This is a genomic window from Mangrovicoccus algicola, from assembly GCF_014903745.1.
Classification (GTDB): Bacteria; Pseudomonadota; Alphaproteobacteria; order Rhodobacterales; family Rhodobacteraceae; genus Mangrovicoccus; species Mangrovicoccus algicola.
The window spans coordinates 1-18,056 of sequence record NZ_JACVXA010000043.1 but is presented as its reverse complement, the minus strand read 5'-3'; the positions used below and the strand labels follow the sequence as shown (position 1 = coordinate 18,056).

The 18,056-nt window shown below is 69.1% G+C and carries 15 protein-coding genes and 5 tRNA genes; 12 read left to right on the top strand and 8 right to left on the bottom strand.

The window, feature by feature from the left end; genetic code table 11:
* The first annotated feature begins 302 nt into the window (after positions 1 to 302).
* A complete protein-coding gene (locus tag ICN82_RS13890; RefSeq protein ID WP_193183811.1) occupies positions 303 to 1,592 on the top strand; it encodes a lytic murein transglycosylase in 1,290 nt (429 codons plus the stop codon).
* A gap of 163 nt (positions 1,593 to 1,755) precedes the next feature.
* A complete protein-coding gene (gene rpmB / locus ICN82_RS13885) occupies positions 1,756 to 2,043 on the top strand; it encodes a 50S ribosomal protein L28 (RefSeq protein ID WP_193183809.1) in 288 nt (95 codons plus the stop codon).
* 127 nt (positions 2,044 to 2,170) lie between these two features.
* Here the strand turns inward: rpmB and ICN82_RS13880 are convergent, their stop codons facing one another.
* On the bottom strand, positions 2,171 to 3,277 hold the full coding sequence (locus tag ICN82_RS13880; protein WP_193183807.1) for a mannitol dehydrogenase family protein: 1,107 nt from the start codon (positions 3,275 to 3,277) through the stop codon (positions 2,171 to 2,173).
* Between the two features lie 100 nt (positions 3,278 to 3,377).
* Between ICN82_RS13880 and ICN82_RS13875 the strand changes: the two genes are divergently transcribed.
* Complete coding sequence (locus ICN82_RS13875) at positions 3,378 to 4,253, top strand: GntR family transcriptional regulator (protein WP_193183805.1); 876 nt, start codon at positions 3,378 to 3,380, stop codon at positions 4,251 to 4,253.
* 3 nt (positions 4,254 to 4,256) lie between these two features.
* On the opposite strand, the gene ICN82_RS13870 is transcribed toward ICN82_RS13875, so the two are convergent.
* Complete coding sequence (locus tag ICN82_RS13870) at positions 4,257 to 5,399, bottom strand: lytic murein transglycosylase (RefSeq protein WP_193183803.1); 1,143 nt, start codon at positions 5,397 to 5,399, stop codon at positions 4,257 to 4,259.
* 187 nt (positions 5,400 to 5,586) lie between these two features.
* On the opposite strand from ICN82_RS13870, the gene ICN82_RS13865 reads away from it, so the two are divergent.
* Complete coding sequence (locus ICN82_RS13865; protein WP_226898492.1) at positions 5,587 to 6,438, top strand: glycoside hydrolase family 25 protein; 852 nt, start codon at positions 5,587 to 5,589, stop codon at positions 6,436 to 6,438.
* Between the two features lie 54 nt (positions 6,439 to 6,492).
* On the opposite strand, the gene ICN82_RS13860 is transcribed toward ICN82_RS13865, so the two are convergent.
* Positions 6,493 to 6,831, bottom strand: a complete 339-nt coding sequence (locus tag ICN82_RS13860; RefSeq protein WP_193183801.1) for a hypothetical protein — start codon at positions 6,829 to 6,831, stop codon at positions 6,493 to 6,495.
* Positions 6,828 to 7,115: a rod-binding protein gene (locus ICN82_RS13855; RefSeq protein WP_226898491.1), complete on the bottom strand. Its 288-nt coding sequence runs from the start codon at positions 7,113 to 7,115 to the stop codon at positions 6,828 to 6,830. The genes ICN82_RS13860 and ICN82_RS13855 overlap by 4 nt, the downstream gene beginning before the upstream one ends.
* A 185-nt stretch (positions 7,116 to 7,300) precedes the next feature.
* Between ICN82_RS13855 and fliK the strand changes: the two genes are divergently transcribed.
* The 7 genes from fliK to ICN82_RS13820 all read left to right on the top strand — a co-directional run bounded on the left by fliK (position 7,301) and on the right by ICN82_RS13820 (position 12,538).
* Positions 7,301 to 8,638, top strand: a complete 1,338-nt coding sequence (gene fliK, locus ICN82_RS21665) for a flagellar hook-length control protein FliK (RefSeq protein WP_193183799.1) — start codon at positions 7,301 to 7,303, stop codon at positions 8,636 to 8,638.
* A gap of 3 nt (positions 8,639 to 8,641) precedes the next feature.
* Positions 8,642 to 9,331 carry a flagellar hook capping FlgD N-terminal domain-containing protein gene (locus ICN82_RS13845; RefSeq protein ID WP_193183798.1) on the top strand — a complete coding sequence of 230 codons (690 nt, stop codon included), beginning with the start codon at positions 8,642 to 8,644 and terminating at the stop codon, positions 9,329 to 9,331.
* 129 nt (positions 9,332 to 9,460) lie between these two features.
* Positions 9,461 to 9,536: transfer RNA gene (locus ICN82_RS13840), tRNA-Val, on the top strand.
* A gap of 301 nt (positions 9,537 to 9,837) precedes the next feature.
* Positions 9,838 to 10,776: a pirin family protein gene (locus tag ICN82_RS13835; protein WP_193183789.1), complete on the top strand. Its 939-nt coding sequence runs from the start codon at positions 9,838 to 9,840 to the stop codon at positions 10,774 to 10,776.
* Between the two features lie 91 nt (positions 10,777 to 10,867).
* Positions 10,868 to 10,944, top strand: a tRNA-Asp gene (locus ICN82_RS13830).
* A gap of 145 nt (positions 10,945 to 11,089) precedes the next feature.
* Positions 11,090 to 12,412 (top strand): L-fucose:H+ symporter permease, encoded by a 1,323-nt coding sequence (gene fucP / locus ICN82_RS13825; RefSeq protein ID WP_193183787.1) that lies wholly within the window; start codon positions 11,090 to 11,092, stop codon positions 12,410 to 12,412.
* 49 nt (positions 12,413 to 12,461) lie between these two features.
* A tRNA-Asp gene (locus ICN82_RS13820) sits at positions 12,462 to 12,538 on the top strand.
* Positions 12,539 to 12,649: 111 nt separating this feature from the next.
* Here the strand turns inward: ICN82_RS13820 and ICN82_RS13815 are convergent.
* From ICN82_RS13815 to mscL, 3 genes are all read right to left on the bottom strand, one after another.
* Complete coding sequence (locus ICN82_RS13815) at positions 12,650 to 13,687, bottom strand: M42 family metallopeptidase (protein ID WP_193183786.1); 1,038 nt, start codon at positions 13,685 to 13,687, stop codon at positions 12,650 to 12,652.
* 77 nt (positions 13,688 to 13,764) lie between these two features.
* The gene (gene selD / locus ICN82_RS13810) at positions 13,765 to 15,957 is read right to left on the bottom strand and encodes a selenide, water dikinase SelD (protein ID WP_193183784.1); all 2,193 of its coding nucleotides are present in this window, start codon (positions 15,955 to 15,957) and stop codon (positions 13,765 to 13,767) included.
* 106 nt (positions 15,958 to 16,063) lie between these two features.
* Entirely contained in the window at positions 16,064 to 16,510 is a 447-nt protein-coding gene (gene mscL / locus ICN82_RS13805; RefSeq protein WP_193183782.1) for a large-conductance mechanosensitive channel protein MscL, read from the bottom strand.
* A 142-nt stretch (positions 16,511 to 16,652) separates the two neighbouring features.
* Here mscL and ICN82_RS13800 point away from each other — a divergent pair.
* Positions 16,653 to 16,742 (top strand) — tRNA-Ser (locus ICN82_RS13800).
* 918 nt (positions 16,743 to 17,660) lie between these two features.
* Here ICN82_RS13800 and ICN82_RS13795 read toward each other — a convergent pair.
* Positions 17,661 to 17,734 (bottom strand) — tRNA-Cys (locus ICN82_RS13795).
* Between the last annotated feature and the right edge of the window lie 322 nt (positions 17,735 to 18,056).

The window sequence follows — 18,056 nt, the reverse complement described above, 5'->3', positions numbered from 1 at the left end:
GGGAAGGGTCAGGCCTTGGGCATGCCATGGCAGGAACGGTGGGCTGCCTGAAATGATTTGGTCATGAAATCAGGGCTGACGCCCCGGAGGCGGCACCGGCGGCCCCCTCCATTGCAGGGATGGCACGGCAAGGGTTAACAAAAGGTTTACGCGAGGGAAGGTTTCTGCGGTCGCCTTTGCCGATTCCGGCCGGGCCCTGCGCATAGACTAGGAGATCTGCCGCAGTTGCGCTAGAATCCATTCAAAATGACAAGACCAAGAACAAACGCCCCCGAGAGCAGTCTCAGAGCAGGAGCAGGACCATGGCAGCCAGGATCGCGGCGCTCGCCTATGCAGGCCTTTTGACGTTTCTTCCCCTTCATTGCGCCGCGCAGGCCGGCGAGGGTCCGGCGGTCACCCGCGCGGTCACGCCCTCGCCGCGCCCGCTGGCGCGCCCCGCCGGTGACGGGGTCATGGTGATGCCGGTGGTGGCCAATACCGGCTTTGCCCGCTGGATCAGCGGGTTCCGCGGGCGCGCCCTGTCCCAGGGGATCTCGGCGCGCACCTTCGACCGGGCCTTCCAGGGCGTCGAATACGATACCGACGTGATCGGCCGGGACCGCAACCAGGCGGAATTCGCCCGCAGCCTGTGGGACTATCTCGACAGCGCCGTCTCGCCCACGCGCATCGCCAATGGCCGCGCCGCGCTGGCCAGCTGGGGTCCGGTGCTGGACCGGATCGAGGCGAAATACGGGGTCGACAAGGAGGTCGTCGTCGCGGTCTGGGGCCTGGAAAGCGCCTATGGCACCTATCGCGGCTCGACCCCGATCATCCCGGCCCTGGCGACGCTGGCCTATGACGGGCGCCGCGGCGCGTTCTTCGAGGAACAGCTGGTCGCGGCGCTGAAGATCCTGCAGGCGGGCGATACCGATCCGCGCCACATGACCGGAAGCTGGGCCGGCGCGATGGGCCATACCCAGTTCATGCCGACCTCCTTCCTGCAATATGCGGTGGATTTCACCGGCGACGGGCGGCGCGACATCTGGTCGGAGGACCCGTCCGACGCGCTGGCCTCCACGGCGTCCTACCTCGCGCGCTTCGGCTGGGCGCAGAACCGGCCCTGGGGCGTCGAGGTGCAGCTTCCGCAGGGATTCGACTATGCCCAGGCCGATCACGACATCCGGCGCCCCGTCTCCGCCTGGACCCGCATGGGGGTGCGCGGCATGGACGGCGCCCGCGTCGCCGATCACGGCAAGGCGGCGATCCTGCTGCCTGCGGGCGCGCGGGGACCGGCCTTCATGATCTTCCAGAACTTCAACGTGATCGAACGCTACAACGCCGCCGATTCCTACGTGATCGCGGTGGGGCACCTGTCGGACCGGCTGAAAGGCGGCCCCGCCTTCACCCGCGACTGGCCGCGCGGCGACCGCGCGCTGAAGTCGGCGGAGAAGAAGGAGCTTCAGACCCGGCTGACCGCGGCGGGCTTCTCCACCGACGGGGTGGACGGCCGGATCGGCCCGAACACGATCAGCGCCATCCGCCGGTACCAGTCGGCCCGGGGGCTCGTGCCCGACGGCTATGCCAGCGCCGCCCTGCTGGAGCATCTGCGCTGACGGGGAGGGGGCGGGAAGCGGTGCCTTTGCGCTTGACCTTCCCGGAGACTCCCCATATGACACCGCAACTCGGGCGGCGCGGGGTTTTTCCGCGCTGCTTTGACGTTAAAAACCACACGCCATGCCGCTTGCCGTATGGCTGACACCAGACGAGGATACCCCCATGTCGCGCCGTTGCGAACTGACCGGTAAGGGCCCGATGGTTGGCAACAATGTCAGCCACGCCAACAACAAGACCAAGCGTCGTTTCCTGCCGAACCTGAACGATGTCACGCTGATTTCCGATGCGCTCGGCCGCTCCTTCAAGCTGCGGATCTCCGCGGCTGCGCTGCGCACCGTCGATCACCGCGGTGGCCTGGACGCCTTCCTGGCGAAAGCCAAGGATGCGGACCTGTCCGACGCTGCGCTGAAGATCAAGAAGGACATCGCCAAGGCGCAGGCCGCGGCCTGATCCGGCGCGCCCGCTCCGGCGGGCCACATCTTGAACGGCATGATCGCGCGGCAGGTTTCTGTCGCGCGTTTCGCTTTTTGCGCCCCCCTGCAGAAGGGGGGCCGGGCGCCGGGCGCCCGGCCGGAGGTCAGGCCGGAACCGCCGCCGCGCAGATCGCATCCAGCGCAGGCGCGGCAAAACCGGGTTGCGCCGCCCGCACCCAGGACAGGAAGGCCGCGATGCGGCGCTCGATCTTCTGCGGGTGGTTCTGCGCGATATCGGCGATGCGGTGGTCGAGGAAGGGATTGGCGAACCGTTCCAGCGTGACGGCCAGGTAGGCGCGGGCCTCCTCCTCCATGCCGCGCGCGGCGAATCCGGGGATCACCTCCTCTTCCATCACCCGGGCCAGCCTGTCGCCCACCGGCCCCTCGAGCAGATCGCGCACGATCGCGTCGGGCGCCGCGCCCGCCTGCTGCCAGTAGGCGGCCATGGCGGTATGGCCGAGATTGAGGATGTGCAGCTTCAGCCGTTCGATCGTCTCAAGGCTGTCGACCATCCGGACCGAGGGGTGGGTGACCGGGGCGTCCAGGCCGGGCTGCGCCTCGATCGCCCAGAGCGCGTAGGGTTCGGCCACCGCGCCGACGGGGTCCAGCGGCGCCGAGACGATGCGGTCGACCAGGCTGTTGGCCCAGATGCAGGTGCCGAGCCAGCCGGTCAGGGCGGAATCGGCCCCCTGCTGCGCGGCGATGTCCAGCACCCGGGCCTTCAGCACATGGCCGTTATCGGGGATCAGCTCCATCGGGAAGATGGTCAGCGGTGCCTTGCCCGCAGCGTGGCGCGCCTTCAGCAGGTGGAACAGCTTGGCCGGATAGCTCATCGCCTGCTCGGGGGCCGCGGCGGTATCGGCGGGTTTCGGATCATAGCCCGCATCGCCGGTATTCGACAGGATCACCTCGGCCTCTTCGGTGACGATCCGCGACAGCTCTGCCCAGTCCGATGCCGTCGACAGCGTCCGCTTGACGGAGTGGACGCGGCGTTCCTCGTCCACGACCGCGCCCTCCTCGATGCCGCGGATCAGCACCGGATAGCCCCCGGGCGCGGCCAGCGCGCCCAGCCGCCCCGCGCGGGACGGGTCGCCCGAGCTCTGCACGACGGTGATCGCGCCTTCGGGCGTGCCCTCGGAGAAGAACAGGTCGGCATGGGCCTGCAGGAAACGGGAGGTTCCGAACTGGACGACGGGGGTGGGGGCGGGCATGTGTATCCTCGATGGCTGTCGGCGCTTGCGCCATGTGTCGGTCTTTTATTTATAATGAACCAAACACCACGCGCCCCGCCGGGGCAAGAGGGGGATCGCGATGTCGCGGCGCAATCGGGCCTTCGTTGCCGGGGTTTCGGCCTTTCTCGACGATCTCGCGGGGATGGTGCCCGGGGCGGGGCTGGGGTCGGAACAGGAGATCGCGGCGCGGCTGGGGCTGAGCCGGACGACGGTGCGCAGCATCCTGGCGCATCTGGCCGGGCGCGGGCTGATCGTCTGGGAAGGGCGGGACAAGCGGCTCCTGCGGCTGCCCGGGCCCGCGGACCGGCCCGATCCGCCCGAGGATCCGGCAGCGGCCTTTCCCGGTCGTTTCCTGGGCTGGATCCTGGAGGGCAACGTGCCGCCGGGCACCGCGCTGAACGAAAGCGAATTGTCGCGGCGCTTCGGCGTGCCGGTGGCGGCGGTGCGCGATTTCCTGATCCGCTTCGAGCCGATGGGGCTCATCGCGAAGGAGCCGAACCGGCATTGGCGCCTGAAGGGGTTCACCCGTGCCTTCGCGACCGAGATGTTCGAGATGCGCGAGCTGATCGAGATGCGGGCCATGCGCGCGCTGGCGGCCCGCCCCGACCGGGCGGAGGTCGCGGCGCTGGCTGCGGCGCATCGGCGGATCCTCGACGGGCCCGAGGCGGGGCTGGCGGCTTTCCCGGCGCTGGATGCCCGGTTTCACGCGCTGGTCTGCGCGGCGGGCGGGAACCGGTTCTTCGACGAGTTCATGCAGCGCATCTCGATCATCGTCCATTACCACTATCAGTGGCGCAAGGAGGATGAATTCGCCCGCAACCGCGGCGCCGCGGAGGAGCATCTGCGGGTGCTGGAAGCCGTGGCGGCGGACCGCCCCGAGGAGGCGGTCCGGCTGTTCGCGGCGCATCTGGCCACGGCGCGGGCGAATCTGCTGCGCTCCGTGGCCTGGGACTGAGGCTCAGCCGAGCATCGACAGCAATTGCAGCGACGGCTCGCCGGTGACGGGCAGGCCGCGCGCGCGCTGATAGGCCGAGATTGCCTCCTGGCTTTTCGGGCCCAGCACTCCGTCGACGCCGCCGGTATCATAGCCCGCCCGCGTCAGCCGCGACTGAAGCGCCATGCGGTCATCCTTGGTCATGCCGTAGCGATCCGGCGGGAAGGGGGTGCGCAGCGGGCCGCCCCCGGCGATGCGGTCCGACAGGTGGCCGATGCCGATCGCGTAGGAATCGGAATTGTTGTAGCGCTTGATGACGCTGAAATTGCGGGTGACGTCGAAGCGCGGCCCGCCCGGCTGCGGCTGGATCAGGCTGCCCGAGACCGCGCCGCCCAGGTATTCCTTGCCCCAGCGCTGGCCGCGCACCCAGCCGTTCTTGGCCAGGTAGGCGGCGGTGGAGGCCAGCGCGTCGGTCGGGTCCTCCGACCAGATGTCGCGCCGCCCGTCGCCGGTGAAATCGACGGCGAAGGCCAGGTAGGAGGTCGGGATGAACTGGGTATGGCCCATCGCGCCCGCCCAGCTTCCGGTCATGTGTTCAGGGTCGATATCGCCGGCCTGGATGATCTGCAGCGCCGCGATCAGCTGGCTTTCGAAGAACTGCCCGCGCCGCCCCTCGTAGCCCAAGGTGGAAAGCGCCGAGATGACCGGGATATTGCCGCGTCTTTCGCCGTAATAGCTTTCCAGCCCCCAGATCGCGCAGATGATCTGGGCATCGACCCCGTAGCGCGATTGCAGCGCCTCCAGCGTGGAGCGGTGCCGCGCATAGGCCGCGCGCCCCTTGGAGACCCGTTCATCCGAAGCGGCGGTGGAGAGGTAGTCCTCGAGCGTCCGGGAGAATTCCGCCTGGTTGCGGTCGCGCGACACGACCCCGGGCAGGAAGCCCGCGTTGCGGAAGGCGCGGGACAGCGTGGCATCGGAGATGCCCTTGGCGCGGGCCCGCGGCCGGAATCCGGCGACCCAGGCGTCATAGCCCGCATTGCGCTGCGGCAGCAGGTCGGGAGCCAGACCCGCGGCGGCATCCGGTCCGCGCGTGACCGGCCCGGCGCAGCCTGCCAGCCCCGCCGCGGCCAGAGCGCCCAGTCCGAAACCTCTTCTGGTGATATACATGTGCCTTGCCCGTGTTCTTTGTGATTTGCCTCTCGGCCAGACTAGGCGATCGCGGCGAACAAGCAATGGCTGCAGGTGATCCGCGGGTGTCGAGACGGCTTCGCCCGGCGCGCGGATATGCTATCGTCGCGATGAATCCGCGGGCCGGACCCGAGCAGTCCCGCCGGCCACAAGAATGGAGCACCCGATGTCCCACCCGATGCCGCGCCTGCGCGCAGGCCGTCTTGCGCTTGCCGCCCTGGTCCTGCTGCTGAGCGCCTGCGGCAGCGGCCCGAATGCGCCGGGCACGCCGCGCCTGGGCGAGCCGCGACAGCTTGATCCCTCCGACTATCGCGCCTACGGCATTCCCCGCCAATTCGGCGATCTCAGGCCGACGGACTGGCGGGGGCGGATCGCGCCCGACCGCTACGCCGTTCACGGGATCGACGCGGCGCGGTATCAGGGCGAGATCGATTTCGCCGCGGCGCGCGCCTCCGGGGTGGAATTCGCCTGGCTCAAGGCGACCGAGGGCGGCGACTATGCCGACCCGGCCTTCGCGCTGAACCATGCGAATGCCCGCGCGGCCGGGGTGCCGGTCGGGGCCTATCATTTCTATTATTTCTGTCGCACCGCACGGGAGCAGGCCAGCTGGTTCATCCAGAACGTGCCGCGCCGCCAGGGCGACCTGCCGCCGGTTCTGGACATGGAATGGAACCACCAGTCCCGCACCTGCCGACTGCGGCCCGATCCGGCGACGGTGCGCGCCGATATACGCACTTATCTGGACATCGTGGGACGCCATTACGGCACCGTGCCGGTGGTGTATACCACGCCCGATTTCTACGAGGAAAACGGGCTGGGCGCGATCCAGGGGGCGGAGTTCTGGCTGCGCTCGGTGGCCGGGCACCCGTCCGAGCGCTATCCGCAGGAAAGCTGGTCTTTCTGGCAGTATACCGGAACGGGCGTGGTGCGCGGGATCGGCGGGCAGGTCGACCTGAATGCCTTTGCCGGAAGCCGGAGCAGCTGGACCCGCTGGCTGCAGATCCGCCGACAGAACTGATCCCGGCGCAGCAGGCGCGTCGGTTGCAGACCGCAATGGGCGCCCTGCGCTGCCTTACACCTTGCGGGCCTGCCCCGCCGGTCCGTCATGAAGCAGCCGCGCGCCGCCTCGGGCGCCATAGACGCGCTGACCGCCGGACAGGTCGGCAATGTCCTTCAGGCGGCGCTCCACCGCCGACGCGCCGGAGCGTGCAGCATCGATCAGCTTCATGTTGCGCCTTGCCATCCCGTTGATGGCGGCCAGCTCCGCCCGGGAGACGCCGCCCTCGCGGTCCAGCCTGTCGCAGGCCTGTTCCAGTTGCCCGGCAAGATCCCGGAGGCTGTCGAGATCGCCGCAAAGCAGCGCATCGCCCTGGCGGCGCAGCAGCGCGGCAAGCGTCGCGGCCGGGGTCATGGTGCCTGTCCTTCCATGCAGCCGAGGTTCTTCACGATCATCTCCGACAGGCCGAGCGCGCCGGAGGAGGACAGCTGCCTGGCGCGTTCAAGCGTGAGAAAGCTGCTGAACTGATCCTCGCCGATGCCTCCGGAAAAGCCGGACCCGGACTCTTCGGGTTCGGCCGTTTTCATGAATTCATAGAGAAAGTTCGTTTCCACCTCGCCGGCCAGCTTCGCCATCTGGCCGCAATGGGCGGGGCGGGGCGGAAAGGAACCTGCAAGGGGGGAAATGTCGCCGGTCATGATGTCGCCTCCTGTATGTCCCCAGAGCTAGCCGGGCGAAGTAAACAACTTGTAAGCACGAATCATATAATTCACCGCTGATCTTCGAGAACTGGACCTGTTTCATGGACATTCTTCCCAGCGTCGTTTCGTCGAAACCGGCATCCGCGGATGCCGCAAAACCGTCCGCCGGAAAATCCTCTTCCGTGGGTGGTCCCCTCACCGGGCAGGAGGGTGCCGCAACCGCCGGTCCCGCCCCGGAGCATGACCAGCCGAAGGGAAGCTTTCTGGGCGAGTTCCGGCGCCTGGCGCGTCCGTCCGGCGAGGCGCCGGAGGAACCGAAGGCGATGATCCTGCTGCCGGCGGGCGCCGCGGCCGACGAAGTCGAGCAGGATGGGGCGGCAACCGATGCGATCGCCCAGGAGGAGGAGGCGGGAAGCGGGCCCTCCATCGCGGTGGAGGAGGCGGCGGATCCCCGTCTGGCCCTGTCCGCCACGGAGGAAGCGGCGCTGCCCGCGTCCGCCCCGCTGCCGCTGTCCCCGGTCCGCGATGATCTGCCGTCCGGCGCGCGGCCGGGCGGTCCGGCGGCGCCCCCCCGGATTGCGGCGCTTCCGGTTGCGGCGGATCTGCCCGATCCGGGCGGAATTCCCCGGCCGGAGGCAAATGACGGTGCCGTGGAGCTCCCGTTTCCCGCGCCGGGTCCGGTGGCGCGCGGCCCGGCGGTTTTCCCGGATGGGCGGACCGGCCCGGTCATCGCGTCAGGCTCCGTCGCTGCACCTGCCGAGGCGGCGGAGGGGCTCCCGGAGATGCCCGGCGCCCTGCCGAAACCGGCGCCGCCCCTGGTCGCGGCTTCGGCCGGAGGGGCGGCGGGCGATCATTCCGTGGCGCCGCCGCATGCCTTGCCGGACCTGCGGGATCCGCGCATCGTGGTGACGGTTCCCCAGCAGGCGGGCCATGCCGACATGCCGAAGGCGCCCTGGCGCGTCAGCGACCCGGCGGGCGCGATCCCGGAGGAGGCGGGAAACATCGCCGAGACCGGAACCCGCATCCAGCAGGGGCAGCCCGGCAGGGCGGAGCCGGCGGCTCAGGGTCTCAGCGTTGCCACGCATGGCGCGCCCGCCGCGCCGGACGGCGCGCGCAACGCGCCCGTCCAGGCCGCGCATGTGCAGATCGCGACGGCGATCCAGCGCAAGGAAAGCGACCAGTTCGTGCTGTCGCTGGATCCGCCTGAACTGGGGGAGGTGAAAATCACCCTGTCATCGCGGGACGGGGTGATGTCGGTCTCGATCCATTCCGACCGTCCGGATACGACGGCCCTGCTGCGGCGGCATCTCGAACATCTGGAAGCCGAGCTTCTCGATGCCGGGTACAGCAACCTGGATTTCAGCTTTTCCTCCGGGCAGGAGAAGGACGCCCGGCAAGAGCCTGCGCCCGCTGCGGAATTTTCGGTCCCGGCAGAAGGCCGGAGCGCGGCGGAGGAGATGCGGAAACCGGCCGCGGGATACGCCCTCAGCCCTCATTCCACCATGGATATCCGGATATGACATATGACGATAGATAACATTCAGGCCGTGCAGCCCGCCACCACCGCCACCGCGGGTTCGACCGGAACCGCGGGCGGGGAGGGAACGATCTCGTCGGATTTCACCACCTTCCTGCGCATGCTGACGGCGCAGATCCAGAACCAGGATCCGCTCAACCCCATGGACAGTGCCGATTTCGCGGTCCAGCTGGCCACGTTTTCCGGGGTGGAGCAGCAGGTGCTGACCAACGAGCTTCTGGGATCGATCCGGGGCGGGCTGGGCGGTGCGGGTCAGCTGGACACGCTCGCCGCCTGGGTCGGAAAGGAGGCGGGAGTGGCAAGCCTCATCAGCTTCGACGGGGAACCGGTCGCGCTCGATCTGCCGCAGGGTCCGGGTGACGCGGCGCGAAAGCTGCTGATCCGTGACGGTTCAGGGCAGGTGGTACGGCGCGTGGATGTCAGCGCGCAAGCGCAGGCCGCGACCTGGAACGGCCGGACGGAGAATGGCCAGCGCGCGCCCGAAGGCGTCTACCTGGCCAGCCTGCAAAGCGTCGATCCGGTTTCGGGGGAGGTCACGGAGGCCGCGATCGTGACCTATTCGGCGATCCGGGAAATGCGGCGCGGCGCAGACGGGGCCGAGGCGCTGCTGGCCAATGGCGCCACCGTCGCGGTGGATGACATCACCTCGCTGCGGGATCCGGCTCCGCTGCCCTGAGCTGCTGCGCCGTCCCGGCCGGGCGGCCCGGCGCGGCGGGCCCGCGACGCGGTTGCCGCCGCCGGAACGGAGCCTGCTGCGCGTCCCCGGCTTGCATCACCCCCGGGCATTCGCTAAGCGGACCGCGCCGGGTGATTAGCTCAGTTGGTAGAGCGCTTCGCTTACACCGAAGTGGTCGGCGGTTCGAGCCCGTCATCACCCACCATGATTTCAAATCCTTACGGTCGTTTCGCGAAGTGTAGCGCGGTTCACCGGGTCCGGTGGCCTCCAGATCGGTCCGCGCGAGGCTCGGCATCGCGGCCGAGCTGGCCTGTGCCGGGCGTCAGGCAGGAATGGGGCCGGTACGCGATCCGCAAGTTGACATGCCCCGGGGTTGGCGCGTCAGTGCGCGACAACCTTGGTTGACATGGCAATACTGCGCGTTTCCGCACATCTCACCTTGAGAAACGCCGGTTTGCGCGGGCCCGGTATGGCGTATCCTCGATGCTGCAACCGGAGGAATGCCCATGTCCTGGAATCCCGTGCTCGACCCGCAGACGCCGATCGGCGATCAGGTGGACCTGATCGACACGCTGATCATCCCCCGTGCCCGCGATATCGGCGGTTTCGAGGTGCGCCGCGCCCTGCCTGCGCCGAAGCGGCAGATGGTGGGTCCGTTCATCTTCTTCGATCAGATGGGGCCGGCGGAATTCGTGACCGGGCAGGGGATCGACGTGCGGCCGCATCCGCATATCGGCCTGGCGACCATCACCTACCTGTATCGCGGCAGGCTGCATCATCGCGATTCGCTGGGAACGGACCAGTGGATCGAACCGGGGGCGGTCAACTGGATGGTCGCCGGCAACGGGATCACCCATTCCGAACGCACCGACGGCGCCATGCGCGCCGCGCCGCATGGCTTGTTCGGCATCCAGACCTGGGTCGCGCTGCCGAAGGATCACGAGGACCGGGCGCCGGAATTCGACCATGCCGGCAAGGAGGCGCTGCCGCTGCTGGAGGGAGAGGGCAAGTCCGTCAGGCTGATCCTCGGCCGCGGTTGGGGCGAGAAGGCGCCGGTGCGGACCTTCTCGGACATGATCTATGCCGATGCCGTGCTGGAGCCGGGCGCGGCCATTCCGCTTCCTGCCGATCACGAGGATCGCGGGATCTACGTCACCGCGGGGTCGGTTCTGGTCGCGGGCGAGGAACATGCGGCCGGGCGGATGGCGATTTTCCGTCCGGGCGACGAGATTACCCTGCGGGCGGGCGGCCAGGGGGCGCGGCTGGTCATCCTCGGCGGCGAAACCCTGGAAGGGCCGCGCTATATCTGGTGGAACCTCGTGGCGTCCTCGAAGGAGCGCATCGAGGAGGCCAAGGAAGCCTGGCGCAAGGGGGACTGGGCGCATGGCCGGTTCCGGCTCCCCCCGGGCGATGACGCCGAATTCATCCCCGCCCCGCCGCGCTGAGGCCGGGAGGCGAGGGTGACGCAGGGGAGGATCAAAAACCTGCCGAAAGCGGCTTGACCTCCCCCGTGGCTATGACTATCCCCCGCCACACGCGGTTGTAGCTCAGTTGGTTAGAGTACCGGCCTGTCACGCCGGGGGTCGCGGGTTCGAGCCCCGTCAACCGCGCCACTTACGTGGACCTCCCTCAGGACATCCTGAAGGCAAATCGCCCCGGCGCCCCGTGCGCCGGGGAGATTGCGTTTGCCTGTCGCTCCGGCGTGGACATGGGCCGCCTTATTAGTCTACTGGTTTGATTAATTCGGGGGAGGGCAAGATGGCATCCGAAACTGCAACTTCGGCAGGGGGCGGCCGGCACGCGGCGCGCATCGGCACGGGTCGGCTCCCCTTCATTCTGATCACCGCCTGTTTCGCGGCCTGGGGCGTAGCGGCGAACATGACCGATCCGCTGGTGCAGGTCTTTAGCCGCGTCTTCTCCATGAGCACGCTGCAGGCCTCGCTGGTGCAATTCGCCTATTACGGGGCGTATTTCTGCCTCGCGCTGCCGGCGGCCTTCCTGATCCGCCGGTTTTCCTACCGGGCGGGCATCCTGACGGGACTGGGCTGCGCGATCCTCGGCGCGGTGATGTTCTATCCCGCCAGCCTGACCATGACCTACGGCACTTTCCTGGCGGCGCTGTTCCTGCTGGCGGGGGGATTGTCGATCCTGGAAACCTCGGCCAATCCGCTGGTCATCGCGCTGGGGCCGCAAGCCACGGCGACGCGGCGGCTGAACCTGGCCCAGGCCTTCAACCCCGTGGGCACGAATATCGGCGTCCTGCTCTCGACGGTGCTGATCCTGCCGCATCTGAACCCGGCCAGCGCCGAGGACCGTGCCGGGCTGGGCCGGGAGGCCTTGCTGGCAATGAGATCCGCCGAGCTGCAGGCGGTGATGACCCCCTATGTCGGCTTTGCCGCGGTGCTGGCGGTGCTGTGGCTGGCGGTGGCGCTGTGCCCCATGCCCGCCGCGGGCGAAAGCGCGGCGGCGGCGGATCGCCAGCTGCGCGTCGGCGCAACGCTGCGGCGGCTGGCGGCCAACCGGCATTACCGGCTGGGCGTGGCGGCGCAGTTCTTCAATGTCGGCGCGCAGACCTGCGTCTGGACCTTCACCATTCCCTACGTGATCGCGGCCATCGGCGGCACCGAGGCGCAGGCGGGCTGGTACCTGCAGGCCAGCCTGCTGGTCTTCCTCGTCTCGCGCTTCGTGATGACCTGGGTCATGGGGCGGGTGCGTCCCGCCTTGCTGCTGGCCCTGATGGCGGCGCTGGGGGCGGGGCTGTGCCTGGTGGCGGTGCTGCTGCCCGGCGGGATCGGGGTGGCGGCGGTGGTGGCGTGTTCCGCCGCGCTGTCGCTGATGTTTCCCACCATCTACGGCATCGCGCTGGAGGGGCTGGGCGCGGACACGAAATTCGGCTCGGCCGGGCTGGTCATGGCGATCCTCGGCGGCGCGCTCCTGCCGCTGGTCTTCGGCGCGGTGGCCGACGCGGCGGGGCCCGTCGCGGGCTATCTGGTGCCGGGGGGCTGTTTCCTTCTCGTGGCGGCATACGGGCTGTTCGATCTGCGCGCCGGGCGGGGCGGGAAAATTTCCGGGGTGACGTAAGGAAAATGCTTGCGGCCGCCCGCACCCATGGCTATACGCGCCGGACAACGCGGTTGTAGCTCAGTTGGTTAGAGTACCGGCCTGTCACGCCGGGGGTCGCGGGTTCGAGCCCCGTCAACCGCGCCACTTCTCCTTCGGGAGATATGCAAAACCCGGCCCTTGCGGCCGGGTTTTTGCGTTTCTGCCCGGCATGTTCCGCCCCTGGCGGGGGAAAGGGGGCGTCGCCGCCCCCTCCGGTCACAAGCCGCCCAGATAGGCTGCCAGAACGGCCTCGGCCGCTTCCAGGTCGCCCTTGTGGATCATCTCGCAAACCGTGTGGATGTAGCGTGTTCCCACCACGATGCCGATGGCGCGCGCGCCTGCCGCCGCCTGCTGGGCCGCCGCGCCATCCTGTCCGCCCGCGCGCAGCATCGTGCGCTGGAACGGAATGCCGCGGCTGTCGGCCAGCGCCGCGAATTCCGCTGCCAGCGCCCTGTCGGCGATGAAGGAGGAATCGCGCAGATGCAGGCCGAAGCCGTCGCCCTGTTTCGTCACCCGGTCGACCTCGCCCACGCCGGGCGTGTCGCAGGCCAGGGTCGTGTCCACGCCGATGCCGATATCGGGGGCAATGGCATGGGCGGCCGTGCGCGCGCCGCGCAGCCCGACCTCTTCCTGGCAGGTGAAGGCGACGTGGATCTCGGCCTCCGGCATCCTGCCCGACAGGCTCTTCAGCGCCTGGATGCCGAGGTAGCAGGCGATGCGGTTGTCGAGCGCCTTCGACACGATCTTCTCGCCCATCTCCAGGAAGGGTTCGTCCATCACCACCATGTCGCCCACGCGGACCACGTCCTTGGCCGCCTTGCCGAGCCCGAGATCGATGTAGAACTCGTGCACCTCGGGGACCTTCTTGCGTTCCTCGGGCGAGGAGATGTGCAGCCCCTTGCCGGAGGGGTTCATCACCCCCTTGAGGTCGCCCGACTCGGTGCAGACCAGCACCCGGCGCGCGAACAGGGTGCGCGGATCGAACCCGCCCACGGGCAGGACATGGACCCAGCCCTCGTCGCTGACATGGCTGACGAGGAAGCCGATCTCGTCCATGTGGCACAGCAGCATGACCTTCTGCGGATGCTCGCCCTGTCCGGCCTTGCGGCACAGGAGCGATCCCATCGCATCGATGCGGATCTCGTCGCAATGGGGCAGGACCTCGGCGCGGATCAGGTCGCGCACGCGGTCCTCGGCGCCCGGCACGCCGGGGGTTTCGCAAAGGCGTTTGAGGAGGTCGAGATCGAGGGGCATGGAGGTCTCCGTTTGTCTTTCGCCCCAGTATCTAGGGGCGATGGCGGGAAATCCACGTCTGTCCGCGCGGCAGATCGTCAGCCAAGCACGATCCCCGGCGCGCCCTGTGCCACATGGCCGACGATCCGCGCCGTGCCGCCTGCCGCCCCGATCTCGGCCAGCGCCTCCTCTGCCGCCTTGCGCGGCAGCGCCGCCAGGAACCCGCCGCAGGTCTGCGGATCGTGCAGCAGCGGCACGCGCGGATCCTCGCTCCGTCCGCTCATCTGCCAGTTGGTCGCCGCGCGGTTATCCTCGTAGATGGTCGACCGGATGCCCGCCGCGCAAAGCTCCCGCGCGCCGTCATGGAAGGGCAGGTCGTCAAGCTGCAGCACCATCTGCACGCCCGAGGCCCGCGCCATCTCCAGCGCATGGCCCGCCAGCCCGAACCCCGTCACATCGGTCATCGCATGGGCGCGCCCGGCCAGCGCGGCGGCCTCCGCCACGGGCGGCTCGGCCATCTGCCCCAGCAGATCGGCCACCCAGGCGCCGCGCGCCTGCATCCGCATCTCCCCCGCCAGGATCGTGCCGCTGCCGAGCGCGCCGGTCAGGATCAGGACGTCGCCCGGGCGCGCCCCGGCCTTCGAGACCGGCGGCTGCGGGCTGAGCCCGGTGACGGTGAAGCCGATCGTCGTCTCGGCGCCCATGGTCGTGTGACCGCCCGCCAGCGCCGCGCCGATCCGGGTGCAGAGATCCGCGGTGGCCGCGGTGATCTCGGCCAGGGTGCGTTCCTGCAGCGCCGCGGACATCCGCGGGATGACGATCTGCGCCAAGGCCAGCTGCGGTGTCGCCCCCATCGCCCAGACATCGCCCATCGCGTGGTTCAGCGCGATCCGCGCCATCAGCCCCCAATCCTCGGTCACGGCGCGCAGATGGTCCGTGCTGATCACCTGCCAGCGATCCCCGGCCTTCAGGATCGCGGCATCGTCGCCCGGCCGGTTCTGCAGCTCGGCGGCTTGGGGGGGCGCCAGCCCGGCCAGCGCATGGCTCAGCGCCCCGGCCCCCACCTTGGCCCCGCAGCCGCCGCATACCGGTGCGTCCGACGGAAATTCGCGGGCCAGCGCGGGCGGGGCGCCGCGGGGCAGGGCCGGGGCGGGCATGGGGGGAAGGTCGTCGAATTTCTCCATGAAGCGACGGTCGATCCGGTCCTTCCAGCGCCACATCCGCGGCCCGCTCATCAGCAGCGGCCCCTTCTGGGCCAGGGCCGATTTCGGCCCCAGCGAGACCAGTTTCAGATAGCTGCGCTGCGGCCGGAAGGGCCGGAGGGGCGTCTCCGTCAGCGCGGCGCGCAGGTTGTGCTCCAGCACGGGGGCGGCGCGCACGGCGAACACCCCTGCCTTGGGGCGCGGCGAGGCGCTCAGATGCGCGCAATCTCCGCAGGCGAAGACGGTCTCGTGGCTGAGGCTGCGCAAATGGGCATCGACCGCGACGAATCCGTCGCGCAATGCCAGGCCGCTGTCCTGCAGCCAGGGGGCGGGGGCGGCCCCCGCGGCCCCCACGGTCAGCGCGGCCGCGATCTGCCGCCCGTCGGCCAGGCGGGGGCCGGAGGCGGTGAAGGCGGCGACCGGTGCGTCTTCGATCACGGCGATGCCGCAGGCGGCCAGTTCTGCGAGCAGGCGGCGCCGGGCGCGGGCGGGCACGCCCGCGAGGGCGGCGCCATGGTCGATCAGCGTGACGGCGGGGCCGGCGGCAATCGCGGACAGGCGGTGGCGCATCGACAGGGCCAGCTCCGCCCCTGCCAGCCCGGCACCGATCACCGCGACGCGCGGTGCCGCATGGCCTGCCGCGACCTGCGCCAGGAAATCCCGCCACCCCGCGGCGAATCCCGCCAGCGGCTTGGCGGGCAGGGCGTGTTCGGCGAAGCCGGGCGGTGCGGTCATCCGGGTGGTGATGCCGATATCCAGCGACAGCAGATCGTAGCCGATGCTGCCACGGCCGGCCACGTCGAGGCGCCGCGCCTGCGCGTCGATGCCGGTCACGGCGCCGGCGATCAGGCGCGCCCCGGCGAACCGCGCCAGCCGCACGAGGTCGATCTCCATTTCCCGGCTGTCGTAATGTCCGGCGACATGGCCGGGCAGCATGCCCGAATAGGCGGCGACGGGGCCGGGATTGATCACGCTCAGCCGGATGCCGGGCACCGGGCGCATCCCCCAGCGCCGCAGGATCAGGGCATGGGCGTGGCCGCCGCCCGCCAGGACCAGGTCCCGCAGGAGCGGGAGGGCTGACGGATTCATCTGGGTCTCCCTGGCTGGCGCATGGCGCCGACTTTGCGGCCGCCGTCGCGCGGGGCCCTCCTAGCCGGGATCGCCGGGCGGGAAAAGCCCCGCCCGGGGCGGGCGGTCACGCGCCGGTTTGCGGCCCCGGGGCGGCCCGGGCCTTCAGCAGGTCGCGAATCTCGGCGAGGATCTCGGTCTCGGTGGGTGCGGGCAGTTCCGCCGCATCGGCGGGATCGGGCTCGTCATCCTTGGTCTTCTGCGTCAGCCCGTCCTTGATGCGGTTGACCAGCTTGACCAGCAGGAACACCACCCAGGCGATGATCAGGAAGTTGATCACGGCCATGATGAAGCGGCCATAGGCCAGGGTGGCGGCGGTCTCGCCCTCGCCGAAGGTGACGGCCAGGTCGGTGAAGTCGATGCCGCCGACGATCAGCCCCAGGATCGGGTTGATCAGATCCGCGACCAGCGAGCTGACGATGCCGGTGAAGGCGGCGCCGACGATGATGCCCACGGCCATGTCCATGACATTGCCGCGCGAGATGAAGGCCTTGAATTCCTGGACGAGCGCCATCGGCTTCTCCTTACGTCACGATCCACATGCAATCGCGATACCATGGGGCTCCCGGCGGCGGAACCCGCGGCCGTGCTTGACCTCGGCCGCATTGCTCGTCATGACACAGTCCGGCGGCCCGCGCTCCGGCGGCGGCCCGCGCGGAGGAGTGGCAGAGTGGTCGATTGCACCGGTCTTGAAAACCGGCGTGCGTGAGAGCGTACCGTGGGTTCGAATCCCACCTCCTCCGCCACATTTATTCGAAATAATTTGAAAATTTGTGATTTTTGGTGCCGCATCCGCCAATCTGCCCGCCAGCAGAAAAACGCTTGAACGCGACAGGCTGCGACATGGCGGCACCGCCGGAAGATAGGTCAAGCGTGCTTCCGGCCGGCAGCAAGGCACGGCATGCTTCATGGATTGGTTGGCTGAGCACTGGAAGGATGTAACCTCCCTTGCTGGCATTCTTCTCACAGTTGCCGGTGCCGTGACGGCATCGTGGGCAATCAGGACGAACCCGCGCCAATCTGGTGAAGACACTGTGCCAAGACTGGCGGAGAACGACCCAGCGAATTGGCGGAAGTCCAAATCTGCCCGTGCCAGTCAGAAGGCTTGGCGCGGCGCAGCGCGCGGCTTGTACCTTGTTGCCGCGGGCGCGCTACTTCAAGCCATCCCAGTTATTGCAAACTTGATTTCATGATGTTCGGCGGCGCTGCCGCCAGTCTTCGGCACTTCCACCGTGGACAGATCACGCTGTGGCCGCCTTCCGCGAGAATGCGACGACTGTCGAGCGACTTATCTTCGAGATCGGTGAGGGTACGGTGCAGCGGCCAGGGGAGTGGGCGGATTCCGCCTGGTCGGACTTTGACGGCGACACGTTGGCGGTTCAGCGGAACAAGACTGGCTGCGCGCTTCAATTGCCCTGCACAGCGGAGCTGAAAGCCGCGCTGCTCGATGCGCGGGCGCGGTTTGGCGGTACTGTGGCGGAGTGCCCGATCCTGCGGACGCAGACCGGCGGCAAGATGAGCTATCGCTACATGGCGCAGATCACGCGGGCGCGGCAGGCGGCAGAGAAGCGAAAGGACACGGGGAACGAACGGGGATCAGGGAAAGAACCTGATACCTACAGTGACACCCCGAGAAGAGGAACCAGCTACGTCTTTGAGTATATTGGAGGCGAGTACCGGAATCGAACCGGTGTACACGGATTTGCAATCCGCTGCGTCACCACTCCGCCAACTCGCCTAGAGCCGTGAAAGGCCGTGGTGTTCGCGGCTTCTACATCGGCCGTCCGGACAGTGCAAGTGCCCTTGATGGTCCATTCCCGATCCCTGCCGCGGCTCGTCGGGCGGGCCTGCCGGGCCGGGCCAGGCCGCGGTCGGCGCCGTCCGGCGGCTGACGCAGATGCGCCGCCGGAGACGCCGGTCGGCTCGTCTCCGCCGCGGTCCGGCCCGTCGGGTCCTGCCGCCCTTGCCAGCGATGGCGGGGGCGGGGAAACGGGGCGGCGATCCGTCCGGCGGTGGCCGCGCGGGGCGGTGGGGGAGGATGGCGCGTGGCCGGGGTGCGG

Coding starts and splice junctions, on each gene's coding strand:
- ICN82_RS13865 (WP_226898492.1), top strand. CDS start 5,587: ATGTCCCACCCGATGCCGCGCCTGCGCGCAGGCCGTCTTGCGCTTGCC.
- ICN82_RS13860 (WP_193183801.1), bottom strand. CDS start 6,831: ATGACCCCGGCCGCGACGCTTGCCGCGCTGCTGCGCCGCCAGGGCGAT.
- ICN82_RS13875 (WP_193183805.1), top strand. CDS start 3,378: ATGTCGCGGCGCAATCGGGCCTTCGTTGCCGGGGTTTCGGCCTTTCTC.
- fucP (WP_193183787.1), top strand. CDS start 11,090: ATGGCATCCGAAACTGCAACTTCGGCAGGGGGCGGCCGGCACGCGGCG.
- ICN82_RS13870 (WP_193183803.1), bottom strand. CDS start 5,399: ATGTATATCACCAGAAGAGGTTTCGGACTGGGCGCTCTGGCCGCGGCG.
- ICN82_RS13815 (WP_193183786.1), bottom strand. CDS start 13,687: ATGCCCCTCGATCTCGACCTCCTCAAACGCCTTTGCGAAACCCCCGGC.
- ICN82_RS13890 (WP_193183811.1), top strand. CDS start 303: ATGGCAGCCAGGATCGCGGCGCTCGCCTATGCAGGCCTTTTGACGTTT.
- ICN82_RS13835 (WP_193183789.1), top strand. CDS start 9,838: ATGTCCTGGAATCCCGTGCTCGACCCGCAGACGCCGATCGGCGATCAG.
- mscL (WP_193183782.1), bottom strand. CDS start 16,510: ATGGCGCTCGTCCAGGAATTCAAGGCCTTCATCTCGCGCGGCAATGTC.
- rpmB (WP_193183809.1), top strand. CDS start 1,756: ATGTCGCGCCGTTGCGAACTGACCGGTAAGGGCCCGATGGTTGGCAAC.
- ICN82_RS13845 (WP_193183798.1), top strand. CDS start 8,642: ATGACGATAGATAACATTCAGGCCGTGCAGCCCGCCACCACCGCCACC.
- ICN82_RS13855 (WP_226898491.1), bottom strand. CDS start 7,115: ATGACCGGCGACATTTCCCCCCTTGCAGGTTCCTTTCCGCCCCGCCCC.
- ICN82_RS13880 (WP_193183807.1), bottom strand. CDS start 3,277: ATGCCCGCCCCCACCCCCGTCGTCCAGTTCGGAACCTCCCGTTTCCTG.
- selD (WP_193183784.1), bottom strand. CDS start 15,957: ATGAATCCGTCAGCCCTCCCGCTCCTGCGGGACCTGGTCCTGGCGGGC.